At 42.1% G+C, this 21,464-nt stretch carries 20 protein-coding genes; 6 read left to right on the top strand and 14 right to left on the bottom strand.

Annotation, left to right across the window (positions count from 1 at the left end):
- Positions 1 to 11 precede the first annotated feature (11 nt).
- From ABWT76_RS22045 to ABWT76_RS22025, 5 genes are all read right to left on the bottom strand, one after another.
- Positions 12 to 335 (bottom strand): hypothetical protein, encoded by a 324-nt coding sequence (locus ABWT76_RS22045; RefSeq protein WP_354634968.1) that lies wholly within the window; start codon positions 333 to 335, stop codon positions 12 to 14.
- Between the two features lie 807 nt (positions 336 to 1,142).
- Positions 1,143 to 1,979, bottom strand: coding sequence for a DUF3854 domain-containing protein (locus tag ABWT76_RS22040; protein ID WP_354634967.1), 837 nt, complete (start codon positions 1,977 to 1,979; stop codon positions 1,143 to 1,145).
- A gap of 642 nt (positions 1,980 to 2,621) precedes the next feature.
- Positions 2,622 to 2,837 carry a hypothetical protein gene (locus ABWT76_RS22035; RefSeq protein ID WP_354634966.1) on the bottom strand — a complete coding sequence of 72 codons (216 nt, stop codon included), beginning with the start codon at positions 2,835 to 2,837 and terminating at the stop codon, positions 2,622 to 2,624.
- A 349-nt stretch (positions 2,838 to 3,186) separates the two neighbouring features.
- Positions 3,187 to 3,534 (bottom strand): hypothetical protein, encoded by a 348-nt coding sequence (locus tag ABWT76_RS22030; protein WP_354634965.1) that lies wholly within the window; start codon positions 3,532 to 3,534, stop codon positions 3,187 to 3,189.
- Positions 3,535 to 3,578: 44 nt separating this feature from the next.
- Positions 3,579 to 3,788, bottom strand: a complete 210-nt coding sequence (locus ABWT76_RS22025; protein ID WP_190877325.1) for a hypothetical protein — start codon at positions 3,786 to 3,788, stop codon at positions 3,579 to 3,581.
- 251 nt (positions 3,789 to 4,039) lie between these two features.
- Here ABWT76_RS22025 and ABWT76_RS22020 point away from each other — a divergent pair, with 251 nt between their 5' ends.
- Positions 4,040 to 4,279 carry a helix-turn-helix transcriptional regulator gene (locus ABWT76_RS22020; RefSeq protein ID WP_199317257.1) on the top strand — a complete coding sequence of 80 codons (240 nt, stop codon included), beginning with the start codon at positions 4,040 to 4,042 and terminating at the stop codon, positions 4,277 to 4,279.
- A gap of 852 nt (positions 4,280 to 5,131) precedes the next feature.
- Here the strand turns inward: ABWT76_RS22020 and ABWT76_RS22015 are convergent.
- On the bottom strand, positions 5,132 to 6,163 hold the full coding sequence (locus ABWT76_RS22015) for a site-specific integrase (RefSeq protein ID WP_354634964.1): 1,032 nt from the start codon (positions 6,161 to 6,163) through the stop codon (positions 5,132 to 5,134).
- A 462-nt stretch (positions 6,164 to 6,625) separates the two neighbouring features.
- Here ABWT76_RS22015 and ABWT76_RS22010 point away from each other — a divergent pair, with 462 nt between their 5' ends.
- The 3 genes from ABWT76_RS22010 to ABWT76_RS22000 all read left to right on the top strand — a co-directional run bounded on the left by ABWT76_RS22010 (position 6,626) and on the right by ABWT76_RS22000 (position 12,123).
- Positions 6,626 to 7,444, top strand: coding sequence for an SPOR domain-containing protein (locus ABWT76_RS22010; protein ID WP_156331592.1), 819 nt, complete (start codon positions 6,626 to 6,628; stop codon positions 7,442 to 7,444).
- 133 nt (positions 7,445 to 7,577) lie between these two features.
- Positions 7,578 to 9,116: a bifunctional ADP-dependent NAD(P)H-hydrate dehydratase/NAD(P)H-hydrate epimerase gene (locus tag ABWT76_RS22005; RefSeq protein WP_054465372.1), complete on the top strand. Its 1,539-nt coding sequence runs from the start codon at positions 7,578 to 7,580 to the stop codon at positions 9,114 to 9,116.
- 1,405 nt (positions 9,117 to 10,521) lie between these two features.
- Complete coding sequence (locus ABWT76_RS22000) at positions 10,522 to 12,123, top strand: glycosyltransferase family 39 protein (protein WP_354634963.1); 1,602 nt, start codon at positions 10,522 to 10,524, stop codon at positions 12,121 to 12,123.
- A gap of 112 nt (positions 12,124 to 12,235) precedes the next feature.
- Here the strand turns inward: ABWT76_RS22000 and ABWT76_RS21995 are convergent, their stop codons facing one another.
- Positions 12,236 to 13,612: an NB-ARC domain-containing protein gene (locus ABWT76_RS21995; protein ID WP_354634962.1), complete on the bottom strand. Its 1,377-nt coding sequence runs from the start codon at positions 13,610 to 13,612 to the stop codon at positions 12,236 to 12,238.
- Positions 13,613 to 13,864: 252 nt separating this feature from the next.
- On the opposite strand from ABWT76_RS21995, the gene ABWT76_RS21990 reads away from it, so the two are divergent.
- A complete protein-coding gene (locus ABWT76_RS21990; protein ID WP_354634961.1) occupies positions 13,865 to 14,188 on the top strand; it encodes a GIY-YIG nuclease family protein in 324 nt (107 codons plus the stop codon).
- A gap of 378 nt (positions 14,189 to 14,566) precedes the next feature.
- Here ABWT76_RS21990 and ABWT76_RS21985 read toward each other — a convergent pair whose 3' ends face one another.
- The 7 genes from ABWT76_RS21985 to trpS all read right to left on the bottom strand — a co-directional run bounded on the left by ABWT76_RS21985 (position 14,567) and on the right by trpS (position 19,919).
- A complete protein-coding gene (locus ABWT76_RS21985; RefSeq protein WP_054465384.1) occupies positions 14,567 to 14,965 on the bottom strand; it encodes a type II toxin-antitoxin system VapC family toxin in 399 nt (132 codons plus the stop codon).
- Complete coding sequence (locus ABWT76_RS21980; protein WP_054465386.1) at positions 14,962 to 15,219, bottom strand: type II toxin-antitoxin system Phd/YefM family antitoxin; 258 nt, start codon at positions 15,217 to 15,219, stop codon at positions 14,962 to 14,964. The genes ABWT76_RS21985 and ABWT76_RS21980 overlap by 4 nt, the downstream gene beginning before the upstream one ends.
- A 134-nt stretch (positions 15,220 to 15,353) precedes the next feature.
- The gene (locus tag ABWT76_RS21975) at positions 15,354 to 15,803 is read right to left on the bottom strand and encodes a type II toxin-antitoxin system VapC family toxin (RefSeq protein ID WP_354634960.1); all 450 of its coding nucleotides are present in this window, start codon (positions 15,801 to 15,803) and stop codon (positions 15,354 to 15,356) included.
- Positions 15,800 to 16,069 carry a hypothetical protein gene (locus ABWT76_RS21970; RefSeq protein ID WP_054465388.1) on the bottom strand — a complete coding sequence of 90 codons (270 nt, stop codon included), beginning with the start codon at positions 16,067 to 16,069 and terminating at the stop codon, positions 15,800 to 15,802. Before ABWT76_RS21970 ends, ABWT76_RS21975 begins: the two co-directional genes overlap by 4 nt.
- A gap of 122 nt (positions 16,070 to 16,191) precedes the next feature.
- Complete coding sequence (locus ABWT76_RS21965; RefSeq protein ID WP_190877335.1) at positions 16,192 to 17,721, bottom strand: site-2 protease family protein; 1,530 nt, start codon at positions 17,719 to 17,721, stop codon at positions 16,192 to 16,194.
- A 112-nt stretch (positions 17,722 to 17,833) separates the two neighbouring features.
- Entirely contained in the window at positions 17,834 to 18,763 is a 930-nt protein-coding gene (locus tag ABWT76_RS21960) for a methylenetetrahydrofolate reductase (protein WP_190877337.1), read from the bottom strand.
- Positions 18,764 to 18,908: 145 nt separating this feature from the next.
- Complete coding sequence (gene trpS, locus ABWT76_RS21955; RefSeq protein ID WP_054465391.1) at positions 18,909 to 19,919, bottom strand: tryptophan--tRNA ligase; 1,011 nt, start codon at positions 19,917 to 19,919, stop codon at positions 18,909 to 18,911.
- Positions 19,920 to 20,373: 454 nt separating this feature from the next.
- Here trpS and ABWT76_RS21950 point away from each other — a divergent pair, with 454 nt between their 5' ends.
- The gene (locus ABWT76_RS21950) at positions 20,374 to 20,949 is read left to right on the top strand and encodes a DUF6141 family protein (RefSeq protein ID WP_354634958.1); all 576 of its coding nucleotides are present in this window, start codon (positions 20,374 to 20,376) and stop codon (positions 20,947 to 20,949) included.
- Positions 20,950 to 21,464: the final 515 nt, after the last annotated feature.

Here is a 21,464-nt window from a genome sequence, read left to right as displayed (position 1 = left end):
ATAAGTTCTAACTAAATTCCCCGTTGTTTATACCGTTGATGCTTAGTTTTTGCCACGGCATTATTAAGGGTTTTTAATTCATCATCAGAGGGATTCTCAGTGGTATCAATCTCGCTGACTTCAGTATCATAAGCCGCATTTCTAATCTCTCTGATTTCAGTATCATGCACCTTTACAGGGTCAACATAGTGGCACCGATGACCGTCGGAAGTCAGCAACCATTCTAAATTTTCCCGGTAAGCACTTAACCCTAAATTGCTAAGGGCTACAGACTCACAGTAAGCATAAAATAACCCATTATCTAAAGCGGTAAAATCTTTGAGAAAAGATTGCATTCTCTTTTTGTTGGTTTGTAAGCAATGCTTAACCTGATCCGATGATAACGCACCACCAAATTTCATATATGTAGCGTTACCTGATTTTGGGAGCCAGATATGCCGGTCAACGGGCCAGCGATACCGTGCCACAAATTGAGCGACTGACTGAACATATTCAACGCTATAAACCACATAAAAACCGTGATAGACAAGTCATTATTAATACTAAACACTCTGTATAAAATACTGAAATAAATGACTAATTTTTATTCGCTTAAATGGCCTAGTTTACTTAATATACAATAAGCTTTATACTCACGTTAATTAATTAACATTATTACAGTCAATTAATCAAACTTAAATTTGACAATAAAGTGATAATATAGTGGCATTTTTTTGGCCATAATACAAGGACTTAATCTTCTGTATAACGCAGAATAAAAATACGCAATTACCTTTTGACAAGCGAGGTTTACACTCTGCTAACAGTCTGTATGGGTTGTTTTATTGGTAAATAAAAAAATCCATAATTCAGCCTTATCAAACTTCTAATTATTTTGGATTGATTAACGCTACATCTGACTTGCCTAATTCAGCCATTTTTCTAAAAAACTAAATGGAAAAATCAGATAAGTCAGCGTCAGCCAAATAAATTTTTGAAGCGTTTTGACTATCTTAAGCAGAGTCATAATTTCAGCCCGTTTTTTTCTAAGATACTTAGTATCAGCGTGTAATAAGTGATTTAAAACTTGTTCAGACTCATCAACAACCAAAAGACAACCGTCAAGGTAATTATCAACCGTCAGGTCAATTTTAGCTTTAGAATTAATTAGGATGTAAAGAATCAATACACAGTCCTAAGCCAAAATATAAAGCCTCTAACCAATCTTTTTTAGAGGTCATCTCATTGAGAAATTGAATCCCGAAACGGTCACATAAGTGGGACATTAATTGCACTCTGTGTCCTAGCACAATCACTTTATGACCTGCTTTTATGGCGTCACTGACCATCTGGGAAAGTGTCCAAGTTTTACCCGTGTTTTTAGGGAATTTAATTGCTACAATTTTTGCATAAAGTTTAGGAAGTTTATCTAAATGTCTCCGATTAAAGTCTAAGACGGGATAGCTTAAGTTTATATACTTTCTGAACTTAGACACTTGCAATGGTAAGGCAGAATTTAAAACCGTCTCAAGTGTTTCAATGCCATTCTGGACAAAGATATCATCAACACCTTTACCTAACTCAGGATGCCACTGAGCAATTTTAACAACTGCTTTTCTGTTAACCAGCCAAGTGATTTTATTGGCTAGTCTGGACGCGGCATTGTCAACATCTAAGGCAGTTGAGACTCTGCTATCAGCGTCAAAAGCGATCGTGATTTCGAGTTGTTGAAACCGGCTAAAGAATGATTGCAGCCACGGGTTTAAAGGTGCTTTAAATGCCGCGATACTTCTATCACTGGTATCAGAAAAGTTCCATATCCCTGGTAGCCCAATAGCAACGTAACCAGCACAAAGCAGACACGCGGTTTTCTTTGCCCCTTCAGTGATGACGACGGGCAAGTTATTGGCGATCGCCCATTCCCAAAATTGCTTACCATAACAGGTTTCATGCAAAAAAGGATGTTTGGGTTGATCAAGGTCTACTCGGTGCTCTAACACCGGGTTTTTTTGTCTCTAAACTTGGTGTGTGAAGTCCAGAGACGAAATAAAATCACACCCTTTTAAATATTTATCCTTCATAGAATAGCATGAAAATCTTATAGTAAGTAAGTCATTTTTGATGAGTCAAAATGACTCATTTGGATTAGTTAGATACCCAATGTAACCGATGGTCGCAGTGTAAGGTATGCCTTACAAAATGTATCTAACGGTGACATTTTAGCCACGGCTTTACATGGTTCAAAATGACTCAAAAGCTTGCCGTGACCGATGGTCACAGTGTAAGGTATGCCTTACAAAATGTATCTAACGGTGACATTGTTCATTTCTGAATAAAATGTGCAAAGTTGCACATAGCTACAATGTACGGTTAGCGTACACATCCGCAAAATTTGCGGACTGACTAACACTTCCGATAATCATAAATAGCTATTTATTTCTGAATAAAATGTGCAAAGTTGCACATAGCTACAATGTACGGTTAGCGTACACATCCGCAAAATTTGCGGGTTGACTGACACTTCCGACTGTCGGTTGTGAAAGTGCTATGTAACCAATGGCTAATTGCTGAATATTATAGCGATAGTCAGCAATTGACAATAACAGATATAGAGTTAACGAACAAATATCTGTTATCTGTGATTAACTTGCCTTTCTGTTTAGACCGTTGGCACTGGGATAACTAGCAAAGTTATTCCAGTTAACCAGTGAATCACTAACAGTTTGACTCAGCTTTTCTAGGGATTCTGTCTGGGTAGTTGACTGACTGAATTGCTGGTCTAACTGTAAGAAAACGTCAGGGATATATACTGCTTTTTCCCCTATATCGTTACTGATATTCATCAAGTCGTTAATCATGGTTTATAGGATTTTGGCTGACTCGCTTGATAGGCTTGAGTGACCGGCATTAATGTCAGATACAGCATTATCAATGTCTAGAGTTGCACTTGCCAGAATAGAGCGGGCTAAGGTCAACTTAGCTATAATCTAAACCCATTGATTATTAGACAGTTTAATAACCTTTAAACTTGCTATGAAAATGTTTGGACTAACACAAAACTGGACTGCACTCGGTTCAAGATTCTGCACTCGGTGCGATCGCGTCGCGGGTGGGTGAACTTTTGGGAAAATGGGTGAACCCTAGTCAGATCAAGGGTGAACCTAGGTGATCGTTGGGTGACTTTTTGGGTTCACATTCACCCCTGAGTCACCCCTGAGTCACCCTCGGTTCACCGCGAAAGTCACCCCTAACTGAACGGAAACGGGATGACATTTCAAACATTAACTCTGCATACTTTTGCTTGATTTGTTCCAAAAACTCAGCCACGTCAAAACGACGCTGAGAGACATAGATATAGAGTTCTTTGCCTATCCCAGCAACTACCAGAAAACACTCTGGGTTATCCCAGATGTCCATTTGGTAACGGGGTGGGTAAACTTTCCGAAAATGAACGTAATACAAGGGAATCACAGAGTCACTCAACTCATCTATCTTTTTGGCCGATTCTATTAATCGCCATTGCTGACCTGACTCACTGCGTAATTTAGGCAACACACTGAGAAAATTGTCTTGACTTGTTACCTGAAAACGGTAATCACTTAGGTTTTTGCTAAGTCAGGCACTAAAGAACCATAGTAATAATCTAAAACTCGGATGATTTCAGCCTTAGTCAACCGTGACCAGTCCCGCTTGACGATACCTAGTCTGGACTGGAAAAAGTTGCGAGTGACTTTGAAGGCAGTCCGACTGAGACGGGACACCTTAGCCTTTAACTGACGGATCGTGAGGGTCACATACAGTCTTTTCATACCGCGTGCCCCCCGTGGTTTTGTGCTATTCTCATAAAAGAACCCTTGTTTTAAGGTGTTTGAATAACCCGTGTCAGCGTGTTCCGCCAAGAACTTAACGTTGACGCGGGTTTTAACGTTTTTAGGGTCAAAACTAAAATAACCCTATTAATAGAGTAGTCGAAATGGCGACATAAGTCAATACAAATATTAAAAAAAATCCTTAAAACTGCTACAGTGTATAGATAATGAATTTAAATGCTACACTGAATATGTCAAGAACCTTGCTTAATATGCCGATGAAATGGCGACTAGCGGTTGTCATGGCTGAAAAAGACATGGGGGTTAACGATTTGGCTGCAATAACTGGGTTGCACCGTGCTACCATCAGCAACTTAAAAAACAACCTGCCTAGTCATATCAGAATGAAAACCTTGCAAAAAATATGTACGGCCCTCGAATGTCAACCCGGTGAGTTACTTCAGTGGACCCCAGACAATGACGTGGTATAACCGCAACGCTCGATCGCTGACCAATTACCTACCCCTAACCGGGTAGGTTTTTTGTTGGGAACCGAGGCCGCTGGCAGCCCGTGTAGCGGGGCCGCGTTACCTCGTGTGATGTGGGAAAAATGTCATTATGCCCATCTCTAGTGTTTTAACTAATCCTTCTGCCCATCCCTAGTGTGTTTGTAACTTTGCTGTGACCCCGTGTGTCATGCTGGGAGCCAAAAACCTTATCTGGCAAGCATCACAAGCTTTTTAACAATATTTTCAATAAGCTTAAAACTTAGACGCTGCACTGGTTTCAAGCTTTGTATAGCCACGGGGTGATGTAAGGCTTGTCACCCCGTGTGGCGGTGGCGGTGTGACTGGTTACGGTAACCGGAATAACCCGGAATGAATCCGCATAGTGCATTGATGATAAAAATTTCTCTGAACATGGCTTGACATGGCACTTAGTGGCACTAAGTGGCACTAAGTAGCCACGTTAAGCCACAAATAGCCCAAAATAGCCCTAGTCAACCCTAAAAAACGGGTTTTTTCCTCAAAATCGTGACCCAAAATAACCCAAAATAACCCAAAATGGCACTAAGTAGCCACGTCAAGTCCACTTAGTGCCATTACAACTTTTCTCACTAAAAAACTCTGGTATGGCCGGTCAACCTACTACCAGAGTTTTTTTGAGAGTTAAACTAAAAGCTAAAAGAAAATGAATACAATGTTTTCCGCACATACAGCATAGCACATATCTAGCCACCTAGTGCCATTACAACTCTGTAATTTTGCCCGCAAATTGCGTGTATCTCTGGCAGGGGATTAATCCCCTGCTCAACCTCGCTAGACTTAACTCACCGCAAAAACTTAATCCCCTAATTCTGGCAAGGTGATATTTTGGGCTAAATTTTCGTAATCAAGACGGTCATCTCGGTAATGCTTGCGGATCCTTGTCGGTGATGTATCGAGTAACGCGGCGATCGCTTCTTCCGACATCCCAGACTCTAGCCAACGATTCTGGGTAGTGTGACGGGAATGGTATGTCGGAAGGTATTCGCTGACTTCTCCCAGTTTTACCAGTGACTCAACGACCGGCTTAAATATCCGATTAGTAAAGTGGTCAATGGCAATATACCAACGACGGGGTGACGGAAAAACCAGATCGGGGCAATGAGGGCGATCGATAGTCTTTAAATGACGGGAAATTCTTGGTTCACGGTGAATCGTCTCTTTTTTGGGAATTGCCATGATTAAATCTGCGAGTTCAGAGTTAACCGGAAAAACCCGTGGGGTGTTTTTGCCATTGCGATCGCCCTTACTCGGTTTAAGAATCCCAGATGTGTAGGCACGGTCAAAGTAAATCTTGATAGGCCGGTCCCGTTCCCACACAATTTGTTCCCACTCCAGAGCGATCGCTAATTGCGGTCGGACCCCGGTCAGAAACATGAATTGTAAAAACTGAGCATAGTAAGAATGTTTGGTCCAGGCACGGGGTGGGGTCAATCGGTCAGTGGCGATCGCGTTGAGAATTACAGTAGCTTCAGAGTCAGAATAAGCCTTACCAGATTTATCAGGATTTTCACACTGACTCTTTAAAATGGCTAAATCACGGCTATAAGGATTTTTTTCCCAGATGTCTTGTTTTAAGGCCCAATTAGCGCAAGCAGATATCTTTGTGTAGTAAGAAACCAAGGTGCTTGGTTTGTAACGTTTGGTTAAAAAACTCAAAAGTTGTTTATAGTTACTAGGCTTAAGTAACTCTGGGTCAACTTTTGTAAGGATTTTTGTGACAAGGGGATAAGCTTTTGTCAATGTTGTTTCTTCGACTTTCCCTTGCTGAGTTTTGAAATCAACAAACTTAATCCAAACATCTAGCAATGATGGGATTTTTGGCGCCACCGCAATTTTTAATCCAGGGCGATACTTTTGCAGTGTTGGGTCAAATGCCGGTGGTTGTAATCCTACAAAATCATGTTTGATATCTTGTTTAATGATATCTGCAATTTTTTCAGCCTTACGGCGGTCCCGTCAATCATCCCATTTAAGTGGCAAAGTCATTTCATAATTTTTCTGCTTACCGTTTTGAGTCAGTCTAAATCGGATAAATATTGACCCAGATTTTTTGGGCTTAGGGGTGATTTTGGGAATCATATATATTTATTAGAGAACAGTGGATCTGACTCTGATAATACTCCAGGTGGCTATGAAGGTGGCGTTAAAGGGGCTAAAAACAGCCTATAACCTATATATATTAAGACTTGCAAAAAACTCTAATAGATATCCTACCTAATAAGGAATAACAAATAACAAACAACCAACAACAAATAACCACTAAGAACTAAAAATAGAGAAATACTGGATATGAACATGAAAAAAATTTATCTGCTAATTGGGGCGATCGCCCTTCAACTCTCAACCGCAGGGGGAAAAATTGCTCAAGGGGAACCTTTACCCCCGTTGCCTTTTGGCAATCAAGGAATGCCTCCCGATCCTTATGCTTTGCCATCGGTGGTTTTGCCACAAGACCGGAGTTTTCAAGTTAATCCGAATTTTACTAACCCAGATTTTCGGGATAATTCGCGGAATTTGGACAGTAAACGCTATTTGGTCTATATTCCCGGACAAAATCCCCGGACCCTTGCCCAAGTCCGGTTATATGAACCAGAGGCATTTTTGAGTCAGTACAAAGGACGAACGGTGATTCAGATCGGGGTTTTTGCTAATCGCAATAATGCTCAACGATTGGCCAGAGAATTAGAATTAGGCGGCATTCGAGCCGCGATCGCCTCCATTGAGCAACCGCAACCGGCAACCAATGTCACCCCAGCTTGGAGTAACCCTCCCCTAGCTTCTGGCTATAATCTTCCTCCGGTGAATAATTCTCAGGCTATGCCCCCGATTGGGACTTCACTCTCCATCCTTCCGGCACCCCCTCCCGGTGGGGGCAGCCAACTAGCCAGAGCGTACTTTCTGATCGTTCCGGGCAACCGCCAAGATTTACCCAGGATGATCCAAACCGCCGTGGATGCGGGAATTTCTGGTGCAGAAATTTTCACCAGAGAAGAACCGTTTGGCCCTCATATTGCGATCGGGCCTTTTCGCGATCGCACCACCGCCGAACAAGAAAGTGGTTATTTACAAAAGTTTGGCCTTGATGCCCGAATTCATTTTCAAAATTAACTTGTTATTGGTGGTTTGTTGTTGGTTGTTGGTTGTTTGTTGTTTGTTCATCAACCATCAACCATCAACCAACAACTAACAACCAATAACTAACAACCATCAACCATCAACCATCAACCATCAGCAAAAAATTATGAATCGACCAGAAATTGAACAATTTATCGTCACTGCCGAACAGATGCGGGCGATTGAAAACCGGGTATTTGATGCGGGAATGCCCGTGGCCGCATTAATGGAAAAAGTGGCAACCTTAGTCGCTCGTCGGATTCAAGCCCTTTACCCCCTGCCTAAGTCCGCCAACACTTTATCCGTTGGGGTATTAGTCGGGCCGGGACATAATGGCGGAGATGCCCTGGTGGTGGCACGGGAGTTACATTTTCGGGGCTATGAAGTCATCATTTATTGCCCGTTTACCAAGCTGAAGGAGTTAACCCAGCATCATGCAAATTATGCGGCGAGTTTGGGCATACCTATTTATCAAGAAATTGACTTTCTCCAAAATTGTGCTTTATTTGTGGATGGCTTGTTTGGGTTTGGTTTGGAACGGGCAATTAAAGACCCCGTAGCCACAGCGATCGCCCTTGTGAATACCTGGGGCAAACCGATTCTCAGTATTGATATTCCCTCCGGGTTACATACGGATACTGGGGCAGTGTTAGGCACCGCCATTTCTGCTACCCACACTTTTTGCCTAGGTTTATGGAAACTCGCTTTTCTCCAAGACCAAGCCTTAGAGTATCTCGGTCAGGTGGAGTTAGTTGATTTTGATTTGCCTTTGGCTGATATTGAAGCGGTGTTGGGCAATTTCTCAAAAGTCCACCGGATCGTCACCGAGCAAGCAAAATCCGGTTTACCCCTACCCCGTCCGCCAGCAGTTCATAAGTATAAGCTGGGTCATTTGTTGTTAATTTGTGGTTCGCGGCAGTACACGGGGGCAGCGATTTTGGCCGGTCTGGGGGCTCGCGGTAGTGGGGTGGGGATGCTTTCGATGGTGGTGCCCCAATCCCTCAAGCTGCTGTTAAATCGTCATCTGCCAGAAGCGTTGGTGATTGATTGTCCCGAAACCGAGAGTGGCGCGATCGCCCATTTGCCCCCAGAGATAGACTTCAGTGCTTATCAGGCGATCGCCTGTGGGCCGGGATTAACCATGCAGCCCATGCTATTGGTCAAACAGATATTAGACAGCGATCGGCCTTTGCTGCTCGATGCGGATGCGTTAAATATTCTTGCCCAGATCGATCCTCGGCAAATCTTACCCCAACGATCGGCGCCGACAATTTTGACCCCTCATCCTGGCGAGTTCCTGCGTCTATTTCCTGATTTAATCATGGATTTATCCAATCGAATTGCCGCCGGCCAAAGCGCCGCCCAACAGAGTGGCGCGATCGTGGTGTTGAAAGGCGCTAGAGTGGCGATCGCGGAACCGGATGGCAACATCTACATCAACCCCGACAGTACCCCAGCCCTTGCCAGAGGAGGCAGTGGTGATGTCCTCACCGGATTAATGGGCGGACTGATCGCTCAAGTCAACCCGGAAAATCTAATCGCTCAAGTTCAAACTGCTGTCTGGTGGCACGCACAAGCGGGAATTTTAGCGGCTAAAGAAAGAACTGAACTCGGTGTTGATGCGTTTACCTTGACTCAGTACCTAATCCCAGCCTTGCAAGCCTAAATTATCCCATGCCAACCGTAAAAGTTAAGAGCGCGGGTTAGGTGTTAAAAAACTGGCCGGCGCTTTCATTATTTGTGCTTTATTTGTGCTTTATTTGTGCTTTATTTGTGCTTTAAGGATTTGCGCGTTACAGCGCTTTTCTGTGGAGTAAACCACAAATTGTTGTAGGGGCAAAGAATTCCGGCAGCAGGGGCGACGAGCGCATTCGCCCCTACAATATTGCACAGGCCTGCTCGCGGTTTAGTAATCTGAAAACCGCTGTAATTATTTGTGGTGTTTAATTTTTGCTCACAAAACAAGAGCACCCAGGCCATAACAACTGAGTGACTTCCTGTAATTGCTATAATTTATTCGCAGATTTTCAATCAAGAAACTTGAATGAATTTGCTGCCGATTAATCACTTTAGGAAGTATCAGCCCTCGGTCAGGGTGCTATTGTTGTTAAACGAGACAGATGTTTGATTAAACAGAATGAACCTCTTTTTTTAGTAAGTGAACGTAACTGTTTGATCTGCCAGGGAAGCTTTCTTGCTTCTGTTATTAATCTATCACAACTTTTTCTTAATGCAAGTAAATGATACAAAACTTTATATTTTACTTGTTTGCTTGATTCTCTTGAAGATTTTCTTTAAAAAAACCTGAAAATAACCCTAAAAGACAATAGCACCCAGGCCATAAAAACTGAGTGACTTCCTGTAATTGCTATAATTTATTCGCAGATTTTCAATCAAGGATCTTGAATGAATTTGCTGCCGATTAATCACTTTAGGAAGTATCAGCCCTCGGTCAGGGTGCTATTGTTGTTAAACGAGACAGATGTTTGATTAAACAGAATGAACCTCTTTTTTTAGTAAGTGAACGTAACTGTTTGATCTGCCAGGGAAGCTTTCTTGCTTCTGTTATCAATCTATCACAACTTTTTCTCAGTGCAAGTAAATGATACAAATGTTTACAATTTATCCGATGAACGCTAAAAAATTGACTAAAAAATCAACTAAAATTGCTGCTAGATGCTGCTTTCAAATCCTTGCGGTTTCACGGTTACAGCGGCTTCTCTATCCTGGAGGGGATCGCCGGTTATAGAGGAAAACAAGAGAGCGATCGCACTCTCTTCGCACTCCCTGGGGAGTATTTTGAAATCAATCTGGGCGAAAATCTGGGCGAATTTTTCCGGGATTTCATAAGTATTTTTACCAGAAATTCCCCCCAGGTGATTTCACAAAACTTTACACAAGGGTGAAAAAATCAAAAAAGTGATCGCCCCCGGTTAAAACCCGTGGGCATTTAACAACCACCTGTTTTTTGTCTCCTTTGTGTTCTTTGTGTCTTTGTGGTGTATTGATTGATGATTGATTTAAATTAAAACTCATCCAAGCACAAAGGACACGGGCAAAAGTCAACAGGTATGGGAAATAAATTACTACCAGAGTTACTCCCAAAGCGATCGCCCCATCAGGGGTTTAAGCTATTCTTGGCGATCGTCTTAATCCTAGGGATATTTTTTCGCTTTGTGAATCTAGATCGCAAAGTCTATTGGCAAGATGAAGCCGCCACCTCATTGAGAATTTCTGGCTATTCTAAAATAGAATTTGTCCAAGAAGTTTACAATAGTCACCCCATCACTGTTGGTCAGTTAAGAGAACGTTATCAGTCACCCAACCAGAGCAAAACGTTAGGGGATACCCTACAAGTTTTAATGGATAAAGCGGAACATCCACCACTCTATTATCTGATGGCCAGATTTTGGGCGCAAATGTTTGGCGGTTCCGTAACATCTATGCGGAGTTTGCCTGCATTCATCAGTTTATTGGGATTTCCAGCAATGTATTGGCTATGTCAAGAATTATTTGCAGCACCGTTAGTTTCTTGGGGGGCGATTCCCTCACCGGGAGGCTTCGCCATCGCACTCATTGCCGTATCCCCAATTCACGTGCTTTATGCTCAAGAAGCAAGGCAATATAGTCTCTGGATTGTGATAATTTTACTCTCTAGTGCTGCTTTATTGCGGGCAATGCGCCAAAAAAGTATTGGCAGTTGGACAATTTATGGAATAACCCTAGTTTTGGGCTGTTATACTCATTTATTTTTTGCCTTAATTGCCCTGGGGCATGGGATTTATCTCCTAGGGATCGAAGGGATAAAACTAAATAAAATAGTCCGAGATTATTTGGTAGCTTCTGCGGCGGCACTTTTGGTTGTTGCCCCTTGGATTTGGGTATTTATCCAATATAAAAATAACTCCCACTATTTCGACAGTATTACCACAGCATTAGGCCGTGAAATCCCCGTTGAAGAGTTAATGGGCAAGTGGTTTCGCAGCGTAAATCGGTTTTTTCACGATGCGGACTTGGGAACAACTAATATTATCTTAGTCTTATTAGGGGCTTATTCTTTCTATTTTATTTATCGCCAGACAACCAAACGAGTTTGGTGGTTTGTTTTTACCTTATTTGGCATCACCGCGTTAACTTTGGGACTGCCAGATTTAATCACCGGAGGACAGCGATCGGTCAGAACTCGCTATTTAATTCCGTGTGCTTTAGCCCTGGAATTATCAATGGCTTATCTGTTTGCGGTTAAACTGACTCAATTTACCAAAGTTTGGCAGCAAAGAGTCTGGCAGTTTGTAGCAGTTTTACTGATTTCCGCTGGAGTTATTTCTAATAGTGTGAGTTCTCAGGCTGAGTCTTGGTGGAATAAAAATCTGGCAGAAACTAAATATTATCCAAGAATAGCTGAGGTGATTAATCAAGGGAGTCATCCCCTGGTGATTAGCGATACTTCGGAAACGAATATTCTTTCGTTGAGTTATCTGTTGAATCCAGAGGTAACACTGCAATTAGTATCCGAGGGAGATTGGTCAAATTTAGCGGTGCAGTCCCTGAAGCAGACCGTATTTGTGTTTGCGGCTTCTGATGCTTTAATAAATCACTTGCAAAGCGAAAAAAATGTAACTCTCAATCGGGTATTTGAGCAAAAACGAGCGCAATTATGGCAAATTAATTAGTAGATAGTCAAATATAAAAACCGGGCTAGAAACCGGGTTTCTTTAAGAAACCCGGTTTCTAGGTTGGGTGACAGAGATTTAGGCAATAAATCCGGTTTCTGGGTAGAAGCGATCATCCTAGGTACTGTCTCAATACAGGTGACATCCGATAAAGATGATCGGTTTTTTCCACCCAAGAACGACGGCAAAGAGATTGTAGGATATCCAGTAAATCGGAAGATGGCATCGGGGCAATTTCTAATAGTTTGACCAGGGTGATCGCCTCATCTTTTTTAGCTAATAGGGATAAAAGTTGCTTTTCTGGTTCCGATAGGTAAGCCAACGGTTGCTGTAAAATATCTTTCAAATCTTGGGGAAATAATAAAGGCTGATTTTGTAACACCTCAGTCACAGTTAAGCCTAATTCAACCATAAAATTCGCCACAGTTTTTAACCATAACGGGTTGCCTTGATAATAGTCAATGAATCGGGAGCCGTTTGCTTCGGGTTCTAATCCTTGTTCGGCGATAATTTGGTGAGCGGATGCAGTGTCTAACCCTGCAAGATTAAGCCTGCCCCCGTGAAGACGGGGGTTAGGGGTATTTGGGTGTTTAATTTGAGCAATTTCTCGCGGGTATTCCCAACCAATTAGCAGAAAACAACTTTGATGCGATCGCTCTTTAATTTGTTTAAAGAAACTGCGATAATCCTCATAGTTTGGTTGATACTGACCGGCCAATTCTCCCCGCATAAACAGGTAATGGATATCATCTAAAATAATTAAACAGCGATGATTTTGTAAATATTTCATCAGGTTCATCAGGGGTAGCGGTGAAGTTTGATTATCCCCCTCGGTAAAAATTTCGGTTAAATTATTTGGCAATTGGGCAAGGGTCGGGCAACTTTCCAGGCTACGCCAAATCACATATTCAAATTGATGTTTAATTTCTTCTACAAGTTTTATCCCCAGGGCGGTTTTGCCCATCCCTATCATGCCAGTAATGGTTAAAAGTTGTGCTTTTTCTGTGAGGATTTCCTTTTTGAGTAGTTCCAGTTCAGCAGTACGATTGTAGAAGTTGCCTAACTTGGGCATTTCACTTAAATCGTGATGGAAACTTGGGCTTTGTTGGGGGTTAGATGTTGCTTGATTTTGTGGGTTTTGGTTGGGTGTATCTGGTGGTTGTCTGGCTTCTCCGCAGGTGTTAAAACTACTAATTGCTACAACGTCCTGTGCAAAATTTGTAACATGAGAAATTTGCCACCTCTGTATGGTCGATCGGACATTTGATTTATTAATATCTTCGTCTAACTCCTCTGAAAGTATCTGCCATAGCTCTGAGCCAACTTTCCGAACGCTGCTTTCCGAACAATTAAAATTTTTGGCTATTTCTTTGTATGTCTTCCGTTGTACCGTGCCTCGCAGTACCGCTTCTTGTAGGTCGTCGAGGTGTTTGCCGGTGCGATCGAAGACTATCCGATCGGCGAAATGTAACATTTCTTTAAGATTCATATACTCAAGGCGATCGCAGAATTTTGTCTATTATAGCTCACATTTAGGAACAATTTCATACCTTTTTGAACATTTCTCAACAAAACTCTATGACACGAAGTAATTCAAACTAAAATATCGGATCAAAATTGAACATTTTTGTGGTAGACAAAGCTTTTATTTCTAAGAAATGATGAAAAAATTAGGCTACACACCATAAGTGTGTTTCAACTAGCGCCTGTTCCTTTCACTCGATAAGAATGAGGAGAAAAAATGAGAGAAGGTGAAGTACGACAATTCACAAGTTCCAATGTCGATTCAGCACCAGATGCGGGAGGGATTTACGCAATCTATGATGAAACCGCATGGGATATGGTTGCCTATATTGGACGATCAAACAATATCCGTCGTAGACTGAAAGAACACTTGAGTGGTCGTGGCAGCAAGTCGATTGACACATTGATTAAGGCAGGGCATGACTTGTGGTTCTCGTTTGGTTACTCAGATAACCCACACGGTTCGGAAGCAGCGGAACTGGCCAGACTGTCTCCTGCTGGCAATAGAAAGCGCGAAGTTAAATATCTAGAAGATTTCTAGAAGATTAATAAATTTTTCTTAGTAGTCTTTGGTAGGGTGCGTTAGTCGGGGGTGAATTTATGCCTCCAATTAACCATCTCCATTCCCGACGTAACGCACCTTTTTTGGTAAATATTGGTGCGTTACGGCGGATTTATAAATCTCGGTAAAAATCTCAAGTTTGTCGCCGCAAACACGCACCCTACCAATCAAGAAACCGGGTTTCTATGAGCATAAAGGTTGGGTGACAGAGATGGTCTAAAGAAACCCGGTTTCTCTGTTGCCCTCAATCAACCAACCAAGCAAAGAAACCAAGAAACCGGGTTTCTATCCGCATGAAGGTTGGGTGACAGAGATGGTCTAAAGAAACCCGGTTTCTTTGGTTTCTGAGTAACTGAGCTAACTGGCAGCCCAAACAAGAGAAATATCACTGTATTTTCTGAACATTATATCGGCACTCAAAAGGGTCATATCCTCCATGTGAGATTGAGCAATTAAGATGCGATCGAAGGGATCTTTATGATGTAATGGTAAAGCTGCGGATCGTAACCCATGACCTGCTTTAATTTCTAGTATTCGCATATCTAACAACGCTATGCGGCTATTAATGTAGGTATTAATCGGTTCTGGTAGCGGCAATTTTCCATTGGCCACTTTGATAGCTATTTCCCAGATACTTGCAACCGAAAACCACAATTCATTGCTGTCATCGGCAATCAGTGCGATTGCTTGCTCGTTTAATCTTTCAGGTTGGGCAAACCACCATAACCAGCACTGAGTATCCAATAAAATTTTCATCCTTCGTCTCCCTCAAATGCTGCCAAAATCTCTGGTAGCAAAGGTTCATTAAAGTCCTCTGGGACGATAAATTTCCCTCGATCTTGCCCTAAACTGGCTCGCCGATTGGATGAGGGACGAACGGAAACTAATTTGGCGATCGCCACCCCTTGATTTAAAATAATAATTTCTTCTCCAAGTTCTACACGAGATAATAACTCAGATAGATTTCTTTTGAAGTCGCTGGGTAAATTTTCAATCTGAAGTGTAGCCATTGCAATCCCAGAATAAATTTATTTCTTACATTACCAGTTTAACTTAAGAACGGCGAGGAAATAAACCAAAGAAACCGGGTTAGAAACCCGGTTTCTTGGTTGGGTGACAAAGATGGCATTAAGAAACCCGGTTTCTAAGTCTTTGGCACTGTGAAATTGGTAAATAGTCTTACATCAAAACTACTGCCGATTAAGGAATTTACTAACCGCTCATCCAATGTTAGCAACGGTGCTTTAACTTGTTGTGAAAGTGCCACATAGCAGCCATCATAAGCTGTGCTCCCATAGTCCAAACCAATTTGAACCGCTTTAGTCATTAAATCCTTGGTAGAAATGACTTTAAATGGTAAAGCTTTCAAATCACTTAAATCGGCCTGCAATTGTTCAGCCGTATAGAGTTTAGCTCTGGCATATTTCCAAAGAACATTGGCACACTCAATATAAAATAGATCGGGGACAAAAAACTCAACCGATGGATTTTCAAGATGATCAAAAAGTTGATTAACTTTGGCCGTCAATGGATCGGCAATGAATTGTTTAATGCAAATATTTGCATCGATGACGCATCTGATAACACTGCTCATCGTTGGCGATCCTCGCGAATTAAAACTGTGCTATCCATGAGTCCAAAATCCCTGGGGTTAACTCGGGGACGACTCCGAATATTTTGTAAAATTTCTGAGATATGTTGGCTCTCTTTTCCTCGATCGCCCATTAACTTGTCGGACTGAAATGATTGCTGCAATAAATGAATGACTGCCTCATTAACAGTAAAATTTTTTTCAGAGGCCAGACCTTGAATTTGATAGTATAGTTCATCAGGTAAATTTTCAATCTGAAGTGTAGCCATTGCCGCCTCACGATCGCTTTATTTCTTACATTACCAGTTTAACTTAAGAACGGCGAGTAAATAAACCAAAGAAACCGGGTTTAGCATGAAAGAAACCCGGTTTCTCGGTAGTCATCTAATTTTTAACTACCAATTCCCAGACGACCGGCTAAACCGGGAGTTAAAGGCAATAAGGTGGCCAACATCAGAAATAACGCCAGCAAACCTAATGCAGCGCGAGCATCATCGGTTTCCTTCAAATCATTCAGACAAGGACGTTCTAAACTGCGTTGTAAAATTAGAATCACCACGGCCCAATAAAGCGCCAAAGGATTCACAAATGAGGCAAGCCCCAAGACCAAAATCGTGGCCAAAGTAGCCCGACCCGCAATTTTTCGCCCATAAATTGCCTGCATAATTCGCCCCCCATCTAACTGACCCGCAGGCATTAAATTAATCGCGTTAATCACTAAGCCTAACCAGCCCATAATCATCAGGGGATGAACATCTACAACGGGCTGTTGTAAAGCATTTCCTAGGACAACTTTTGATAAGGTGCCGACTAATATTGAACCTTGGAAAAAGTCAGAAGGAATTTCAAAGAAACTGCCTTCATGGGAGAGAATTAAACCGATGAGTAACATCGCCAGAGAAACCAGCCCACCAGCCGCAGGGCCAGCAAATGCCACATCAAAAAGTACCTGACGGTTGGGTAAAAGTGACTCAAATCGGTTGAAGGCACCAAATGAGCCAATTTGCCAAGTAGGAATGAAAAACGGCCAAGATAACCGCACATTGTGGCGTTTGGCTAACACTTGGTGGGCGATTTCATGGGTGAGTAAAATTAGCCAAATTCCTAATGTGATCGGCAATATTTCGGTGAATCGACTGGGGTTATTAAAAAAGTCGAACCCGAAAAATAAACCGCCAGTTTCTAAGGTGGTGGCAATGGTGGCTATGAATAGAACAACCGAGAGAACTTTTTGGGCAATGGTCGCCGGTTGTGGTTCGCTGGACTTGGGTAAGATAATCACTACCGGCTTTTCTTCTGGGTTAGCAATAAAAAATAGTCGGTAGCGATCGCCCATCCGTTCCTGCAATGATGCCGATAAATGTTGGTATGATGCCTCCAGTTCTCCCCGTAAATTGCCTTTAAAAATCACTCCTTCTTGATAAGGAATGGTTTCCGTGGCAAAAAAGGTATCAATGCCAAAAATGCCCTGGATTTGTTTTAAATCTTCCAGAGGCATTCGCATCATTTCTGGAGTGCGGGCATTTGCTGAATCGGCCAAAGCTGAATCTGGCAAAGAAGAGAACTTATCCGCTTTTTGTTCTCGCATTTGCTCTTCTTCTTGTTGCTTTTCCGCAAGCAATTTGGCGGCTCGTTGTTGCAAGATTTCATCTTGACCTGCGGCCCGTAATTGTTTTCCCAGGTAAATATATAAACCTGCCGATGCAACAATTAAAAATAAAATTCCCGCCAGGTTTAGATAAATCCCGATCGCAAATAAACCAAAGAATAGCAACCAGGGAGCCATCAGCACAACGGATTGCAGCCAAGCTAAGATGCCCAGTTTGCCAAACGGTTTCGCTCGATTATATCCCCAAGCCAATATGCCGAAAGCCAGCATAACAATGGCAATGGTTGCAGCATTCTCTGTGGCAATAGTCATTTTCTGTTCCTTGTGGTTAAAAGGTTACATAACAGATCAGGTCTTCAGCCACGGCGGATTAGTGCAATGGCAAATAAGATTTATCTTACCTAGAAAGACTGCCTTATTATCACTACAGCGGTGAAATTCCCGCCAAATCGAGAATTTCTGGAATTAAATCCTCCCGTTTTACCGCCATCAGATGCACTCCGTGACAAATTTGGCTGGCCATTTTCACTTGTTCGGCGGCAATTAACATCCCTTCGCGCAGTTGATTTTTGGCATTCGCCAACCGACTAATAATAGAATCAGGAATGTTCACTCCGGGGACACAACGATTAATAAATGCCGCATTTTTGGCAGATTTTAACAGGAAGATTCCGGCTAAAATTGGTTTATTGCTTCCGGCAGCAATTTCAAGCATAAATTTGTCCAGTCGGTCAAAATCACAAATTAATTGACTTTGGAAAAATTGCGCCCCGGCTTCAACTTTTTTCTCAAAGCGACTTTGTAAACCAGACCAACTTTTACTCTGGGGATCGACGGCGGCACCGGCAAATAAATTGGTCGGACCGTTGGTTAAAGGATTATAGTTCCAGTCAAAGCCTTGATTGAGGGAATTAATCAGCTTTAATAGGCGCACGGATTCTAAATCAAACACACTTTTGGCGTCTGGATGATCCCCTGCGTTTACGGGGTCGCCAGTGAGTGCTAGAATGTTGCGAATTCCGAGGGCATGGGCGCCCATCAGGTCTGCTTGTAAGCCAATTCGGTTGCGATCGCGACAGGCAATTTGACAAATCGGTTCAATGCCATTTTGCCATAAAATTGCCGATGCCACCACCGGAGACATCCGCACCACTGCCCGACTGCCGTCAGTGATATTCACCGCATGAACCCGATTTTTTAGACCTTGAGCCATTTCTAACATATCTTTCGGATCGCCTCCTTTCGGGGGCATTACTTCTGCGGTGATTAAAAATTCACCGGCTTTAATTGCCGCCGCAAACCGAGAGACGGCTGGTTCTGATTGGGACAGATTGGCAGGGGTTTGTGCAGTCATAATAATTAAGATTTAAGGGTTTTAAGGGTTACAATTTTTCCAGGAAAAACTAAAATAGAAGCCAGTTGAAACTTCACCTTGAAACTTCACCGGCTTCTATTTTAGTTTAATATCTTTTCTTCTCAGTTTCCCACTGAAAATGGAGTTACAGGGGATGGGAATAACCCAGAGCAGTTTTTACTTGGTGGAGAGTTTGATTGGCGATCGCGCTTGCCTTTTCTCTGCCTTCTCGTAACACCGATTCTAAATAACCCCGGTCATCCATGACCGCGTGATATTTTTCTTGAATCGGTTGTAGGGCAGCAATGGTCGTTTCTGTGAGCAACGGTTTAAATTGACCCCAGCCCATATCCTGACATTCGGCGGCCACTTCTTCCTTAGTTTTGCCGCTCAACAGAGAATAAATCGTCAGCAGGTTATTGCATTCGGGACGTTCGGGATCGTCAAACCACAACCCTTTTACCATGTCCGTTTTACAGCGCTTGATTTTTTTCGCGATCGCCTCTGGAGAATCCAGCACATTAATCCGACTCATTTCCGACGGATCGGACTTAGACATTTTACTCCTGCCATCAGTCAAACTCATCACCCTTGCCCCTTCTTTTTGGATCAGGGGGGTTGGTAGTTTCAGCACAGGCTCTTTTTTCTTGCCAAATTGGTGATTCACCCGCACCGCAATATCACGAGTGAGTTCTAAATGTTGCTTTTGGTCTTCTCCCACCGGCACCCGATCCGCTTGATACAATAAAATATCTGCGGCCATAAGTACCGGGTAATTCAATAAACCAGCACTGACATTTTCCCCTTGACGCAATGCTTTCTCTTTAAACTGGATCATGTCTTGCAGCCAGTTGAGTGGGGTGATACAGTTCAGTAGCCATGCCAGTTCGCTATGGGCAGATACATGGGACTGGACAAAAATGGTGGAATACTCCAAATCAATGCCACAAGCCAAATACAGGGCAGCAATGGTGTAAGTGTCTTCTGCCAGAGTTGCTGGATTATGGGGTACGGTGATGGCGTGTAAATCCACCACACAGAAGAAATTGTCATACTGGCTTTGTTGTTCAACCCAATTGCGAATTGCTCCTAAATAGTTACCCAGATGTAAATTTCCGGTCGGTTGAACTCCGGAGAGCACGCGCTGTTTTGCCATATCTAATCTTTGAAGTTTTAAATTAAGGGGGGCTGGTGCTGAGACTACCTAATGGGGTTGATTTTATCAACCAGACCCCCATTCTCGACCAAAATGTTAATTTTTGTTGACTAATCTATAAAATTTTAACAAAAAATGCCCCTGATTATCTGCCGATCGCCACATTTTGAGGGGTGATCGCCCTTATCTGGGGGCAGAATTGATCCTCTGGAGGGGCGATCGCTGGTCTTTTCAGGGGCGATCGGTCGAGCACATCTTGGGCATACTATTGGGCATACTATAGACTTGAGGGTATAAATACCATAGATACCCAGTCACCTAATTTCCGGTTTCAGATTTTGCTGAGATTTTGCTGAGATTTTGAGCGGATTTTAGAAAGACTCAAACCAACTGAGTATCCACCATCATCTTAAAAACTTGAAAACAACTCGATCAGGGAGTAGAGGAGAAAGTCGTGGACAAACTCGAATGGCCATCAATGGCCGAAGAAATGAGCATCACAGAGAAGGATTGCGCCACCTTATTATTTCGCGAAGTGCAACAATTCCGTCAGCCTTGGATTTGGATCGTACTCACTGGCACATCCGTAACGGCGCTTTGGGCTGCACTGAGTCCTTTTTTCTTAGATTCTGACTGGCAAGACCATTGGGTTCTCCATATTATTTTAATCCTATTTGGGCTAATTTTTGGCATCGGCTTACCGTGGGTATTTTATGTCACAAAATTAGTCACTGAAATTAGAAGCGATGGCTTGGTAATCAGCTTTTATCCTTTATTATTTTTTCCAATTAAAATTTACTTTAAAAATATGCAAAATTGTACCGCGATTAAATATAAACCTTTGCAAGAATATGGCGGTTGGGGAGTGCGCTTGGGAGCAAAAGGAACGGCATATAATGTTAGTGGCAATCGCGGGGTGCAAATCGAACTTATCAATGGTTCAAAAATTTTAATTGGCTCCAAAAAATCTGAGGTTTTAGCCGCAACGATTAATCTAATCATTGGCTCAAAAAATAGTAATGAAAATTGAAATTTATCTTAAAAAATTTTTTTTTAATTTAAAAAACAGTAAAATACTCAATAATCAACCAGCATTAATCCATGTTTTTTTGTCTCCATAAAAAATTATCATTTTTTATATTCAATAAAATAAACCATCTAGATATCGGATACCAAAGTCTGTTGGCCAGAAACATACCCTCTAAAATCAATTAAAAATCAATTAAAAATCAATTACCGCTTTCGCGTTTATTCACAAAGATTTGTCAATAATCATACAATAATCTAAATTAATAATCGACAAGGCTTTCCCAGGCTCACAAGCCAAGTGGCATTTTTAATGTTTTTTTGGGGGTTATTAACGTAATATCCAAGGAAAATTATGTATATTTTTATGTGAAAAAATATATATCATAAAAAAATGATTTATAATTACAATATGACTTACGCAAATTTCCATATATAAAGGGAATGCGTAAATCCTATATTACAGCGTTTTTCTACTGAGAAAACCACATATATTTGTAGGGGCAAAGCATGACCGCA

The organism is Planktothricoides raciborskii GIHE-MW2 (genome assembly GCF_040564635.1).
Taxonomy (GTDB): domain Bacteria; phylum Cyanobacteriota; class Cyanobacteriia; order Cyanobacteriales; family Laspinemataceae; genus Planktothricoides; species Planktothricoides raciborskii.
Note: the sequence above shows the minus strand (reverse complement) of the source record. Positions and strands in the feature narration are given on the sequence as shown.

What these genes read in the sequence shown, in the direction of transcription:
- ABWT76_RS22045 (WP_354634968.1), bottom strand. Translation starts at nt 335, where the DNA reads ATGCAATCTTTTCTCAAAGATTTTACCGCTTTAGATAATGGGTTATTT.
- ABWT76_RS22035 (WP_354634966.1), bottom strand. Translation starts at nt 2,837, where the DNA reads ATGATTAACGACTTGATGAATATCAGTAACGATATAGGGGAAAAAGCA.
- ABWT76_RS22025 (WP_190877325.1), bottom strand. Translation starts at nt 3,788, where the DNA reads ATGAAAAGACTGTATGTGACCCTCACGATCCGTCAGTTAAAGGCTAAG.
- ABWT76_RS22020 (WP_199317257.1), top strand. Translation starts at nt 4,040, where the DNA reads ATGTCAAGAACCTTGCTTAATATGCCGATGAAATGGCGACTAGCGGTT.
- ABWT76_RS22010 (WP_156331592.1), top strand. Translation starts at nt 6,626, where the DNA reads ATGAACATGAAAAAAATTTATCTGCTAATTGGGGCGATCGCCCTTCAA.
- ABWT76_RS22005 (WP_054465372.1), top strand. Translation starts at nt 7,578, where the DNA reads ATGAATCGACCAGAAATTGAACAATTTATCGTCACTGCCGAACAGATG.
- ABWT76_RS22000 (WP_354634963.1), top strand. Translation starts at nt 10,522, where the DNA reads ATGGGAAATAAATTACTACCAGAGTTACTCCCAAAGCGATCGCCCCAT.
- ABWT76_RS21995 (WP_354634962.1), bottom strand. Translation starts at nt 13,612, where the DNA reads ATGAATCTTAAAGAAATGTTACATTTCGCCGATCGGATAGTCTTCGAT.
- ABWT76_RS21990 (WP_354634961.1), top strand. Translation starts at nt 13,865, where the DNA reads ATGAGAGAAGGTGAAGTACGACAATTCACAAGTTCCAATGTCGATTCA.
- ABWT76_RS21985 (WP_054465384.1), bottom strand. Translation starts at nt 14,965, where the DNA reads ATGAAAATTTTATTGGATACTCAGTGCTGGTTATGGTGGTTTGCCCAA.
- ABWT76_RS21980 (WP_054465386.1), bottom strand. Translation starts at nt 15,219, where the DNA reads ATGGCTACACTTCAGATTGAAAATTTACCCAGCGACTTCAAAAGAAAT.
- ABWT76_RS21975 (WP_354634960.1), bottom strand. Translation starts at nt 15,803, where the DNA reads ATGAGCAGTGTTATCAGATGCGTCATCGATGCAAATATTTGCATTAAA.
- ABWT76_RS21970 (WP_054465388.1), bottom strand. Translation starts at nt 16,069, where the DNA reads ATGGCTACACTTCAGATTGAAAATTTACCTGATGAACTATACTATCAA.
- ABWT76_RS21965 (WP_190877335.1), bottom strand. Translation starts at nt 17,721, where the DNA reads ATGACTATTGCCACAGAGAATGCTGCAACCATTGCCATTGTTATGCTG.
- ABWT76_RS21960 (WP_190877337.1), bottom strand. Translation starts at nt 18,763, where the DNA reads ATGACTGCACAAACCCCTGCCAATCTGTCCCAATCAGAACCAGCCGTC.
- trpS (WP_054465391.1), bottom strand. Translation starts at nt 19,919, where the DNA reads ATGGCAAAACAGCGCGTGCTCTCCGGAGTTCAACCGACCGGAAATTTA.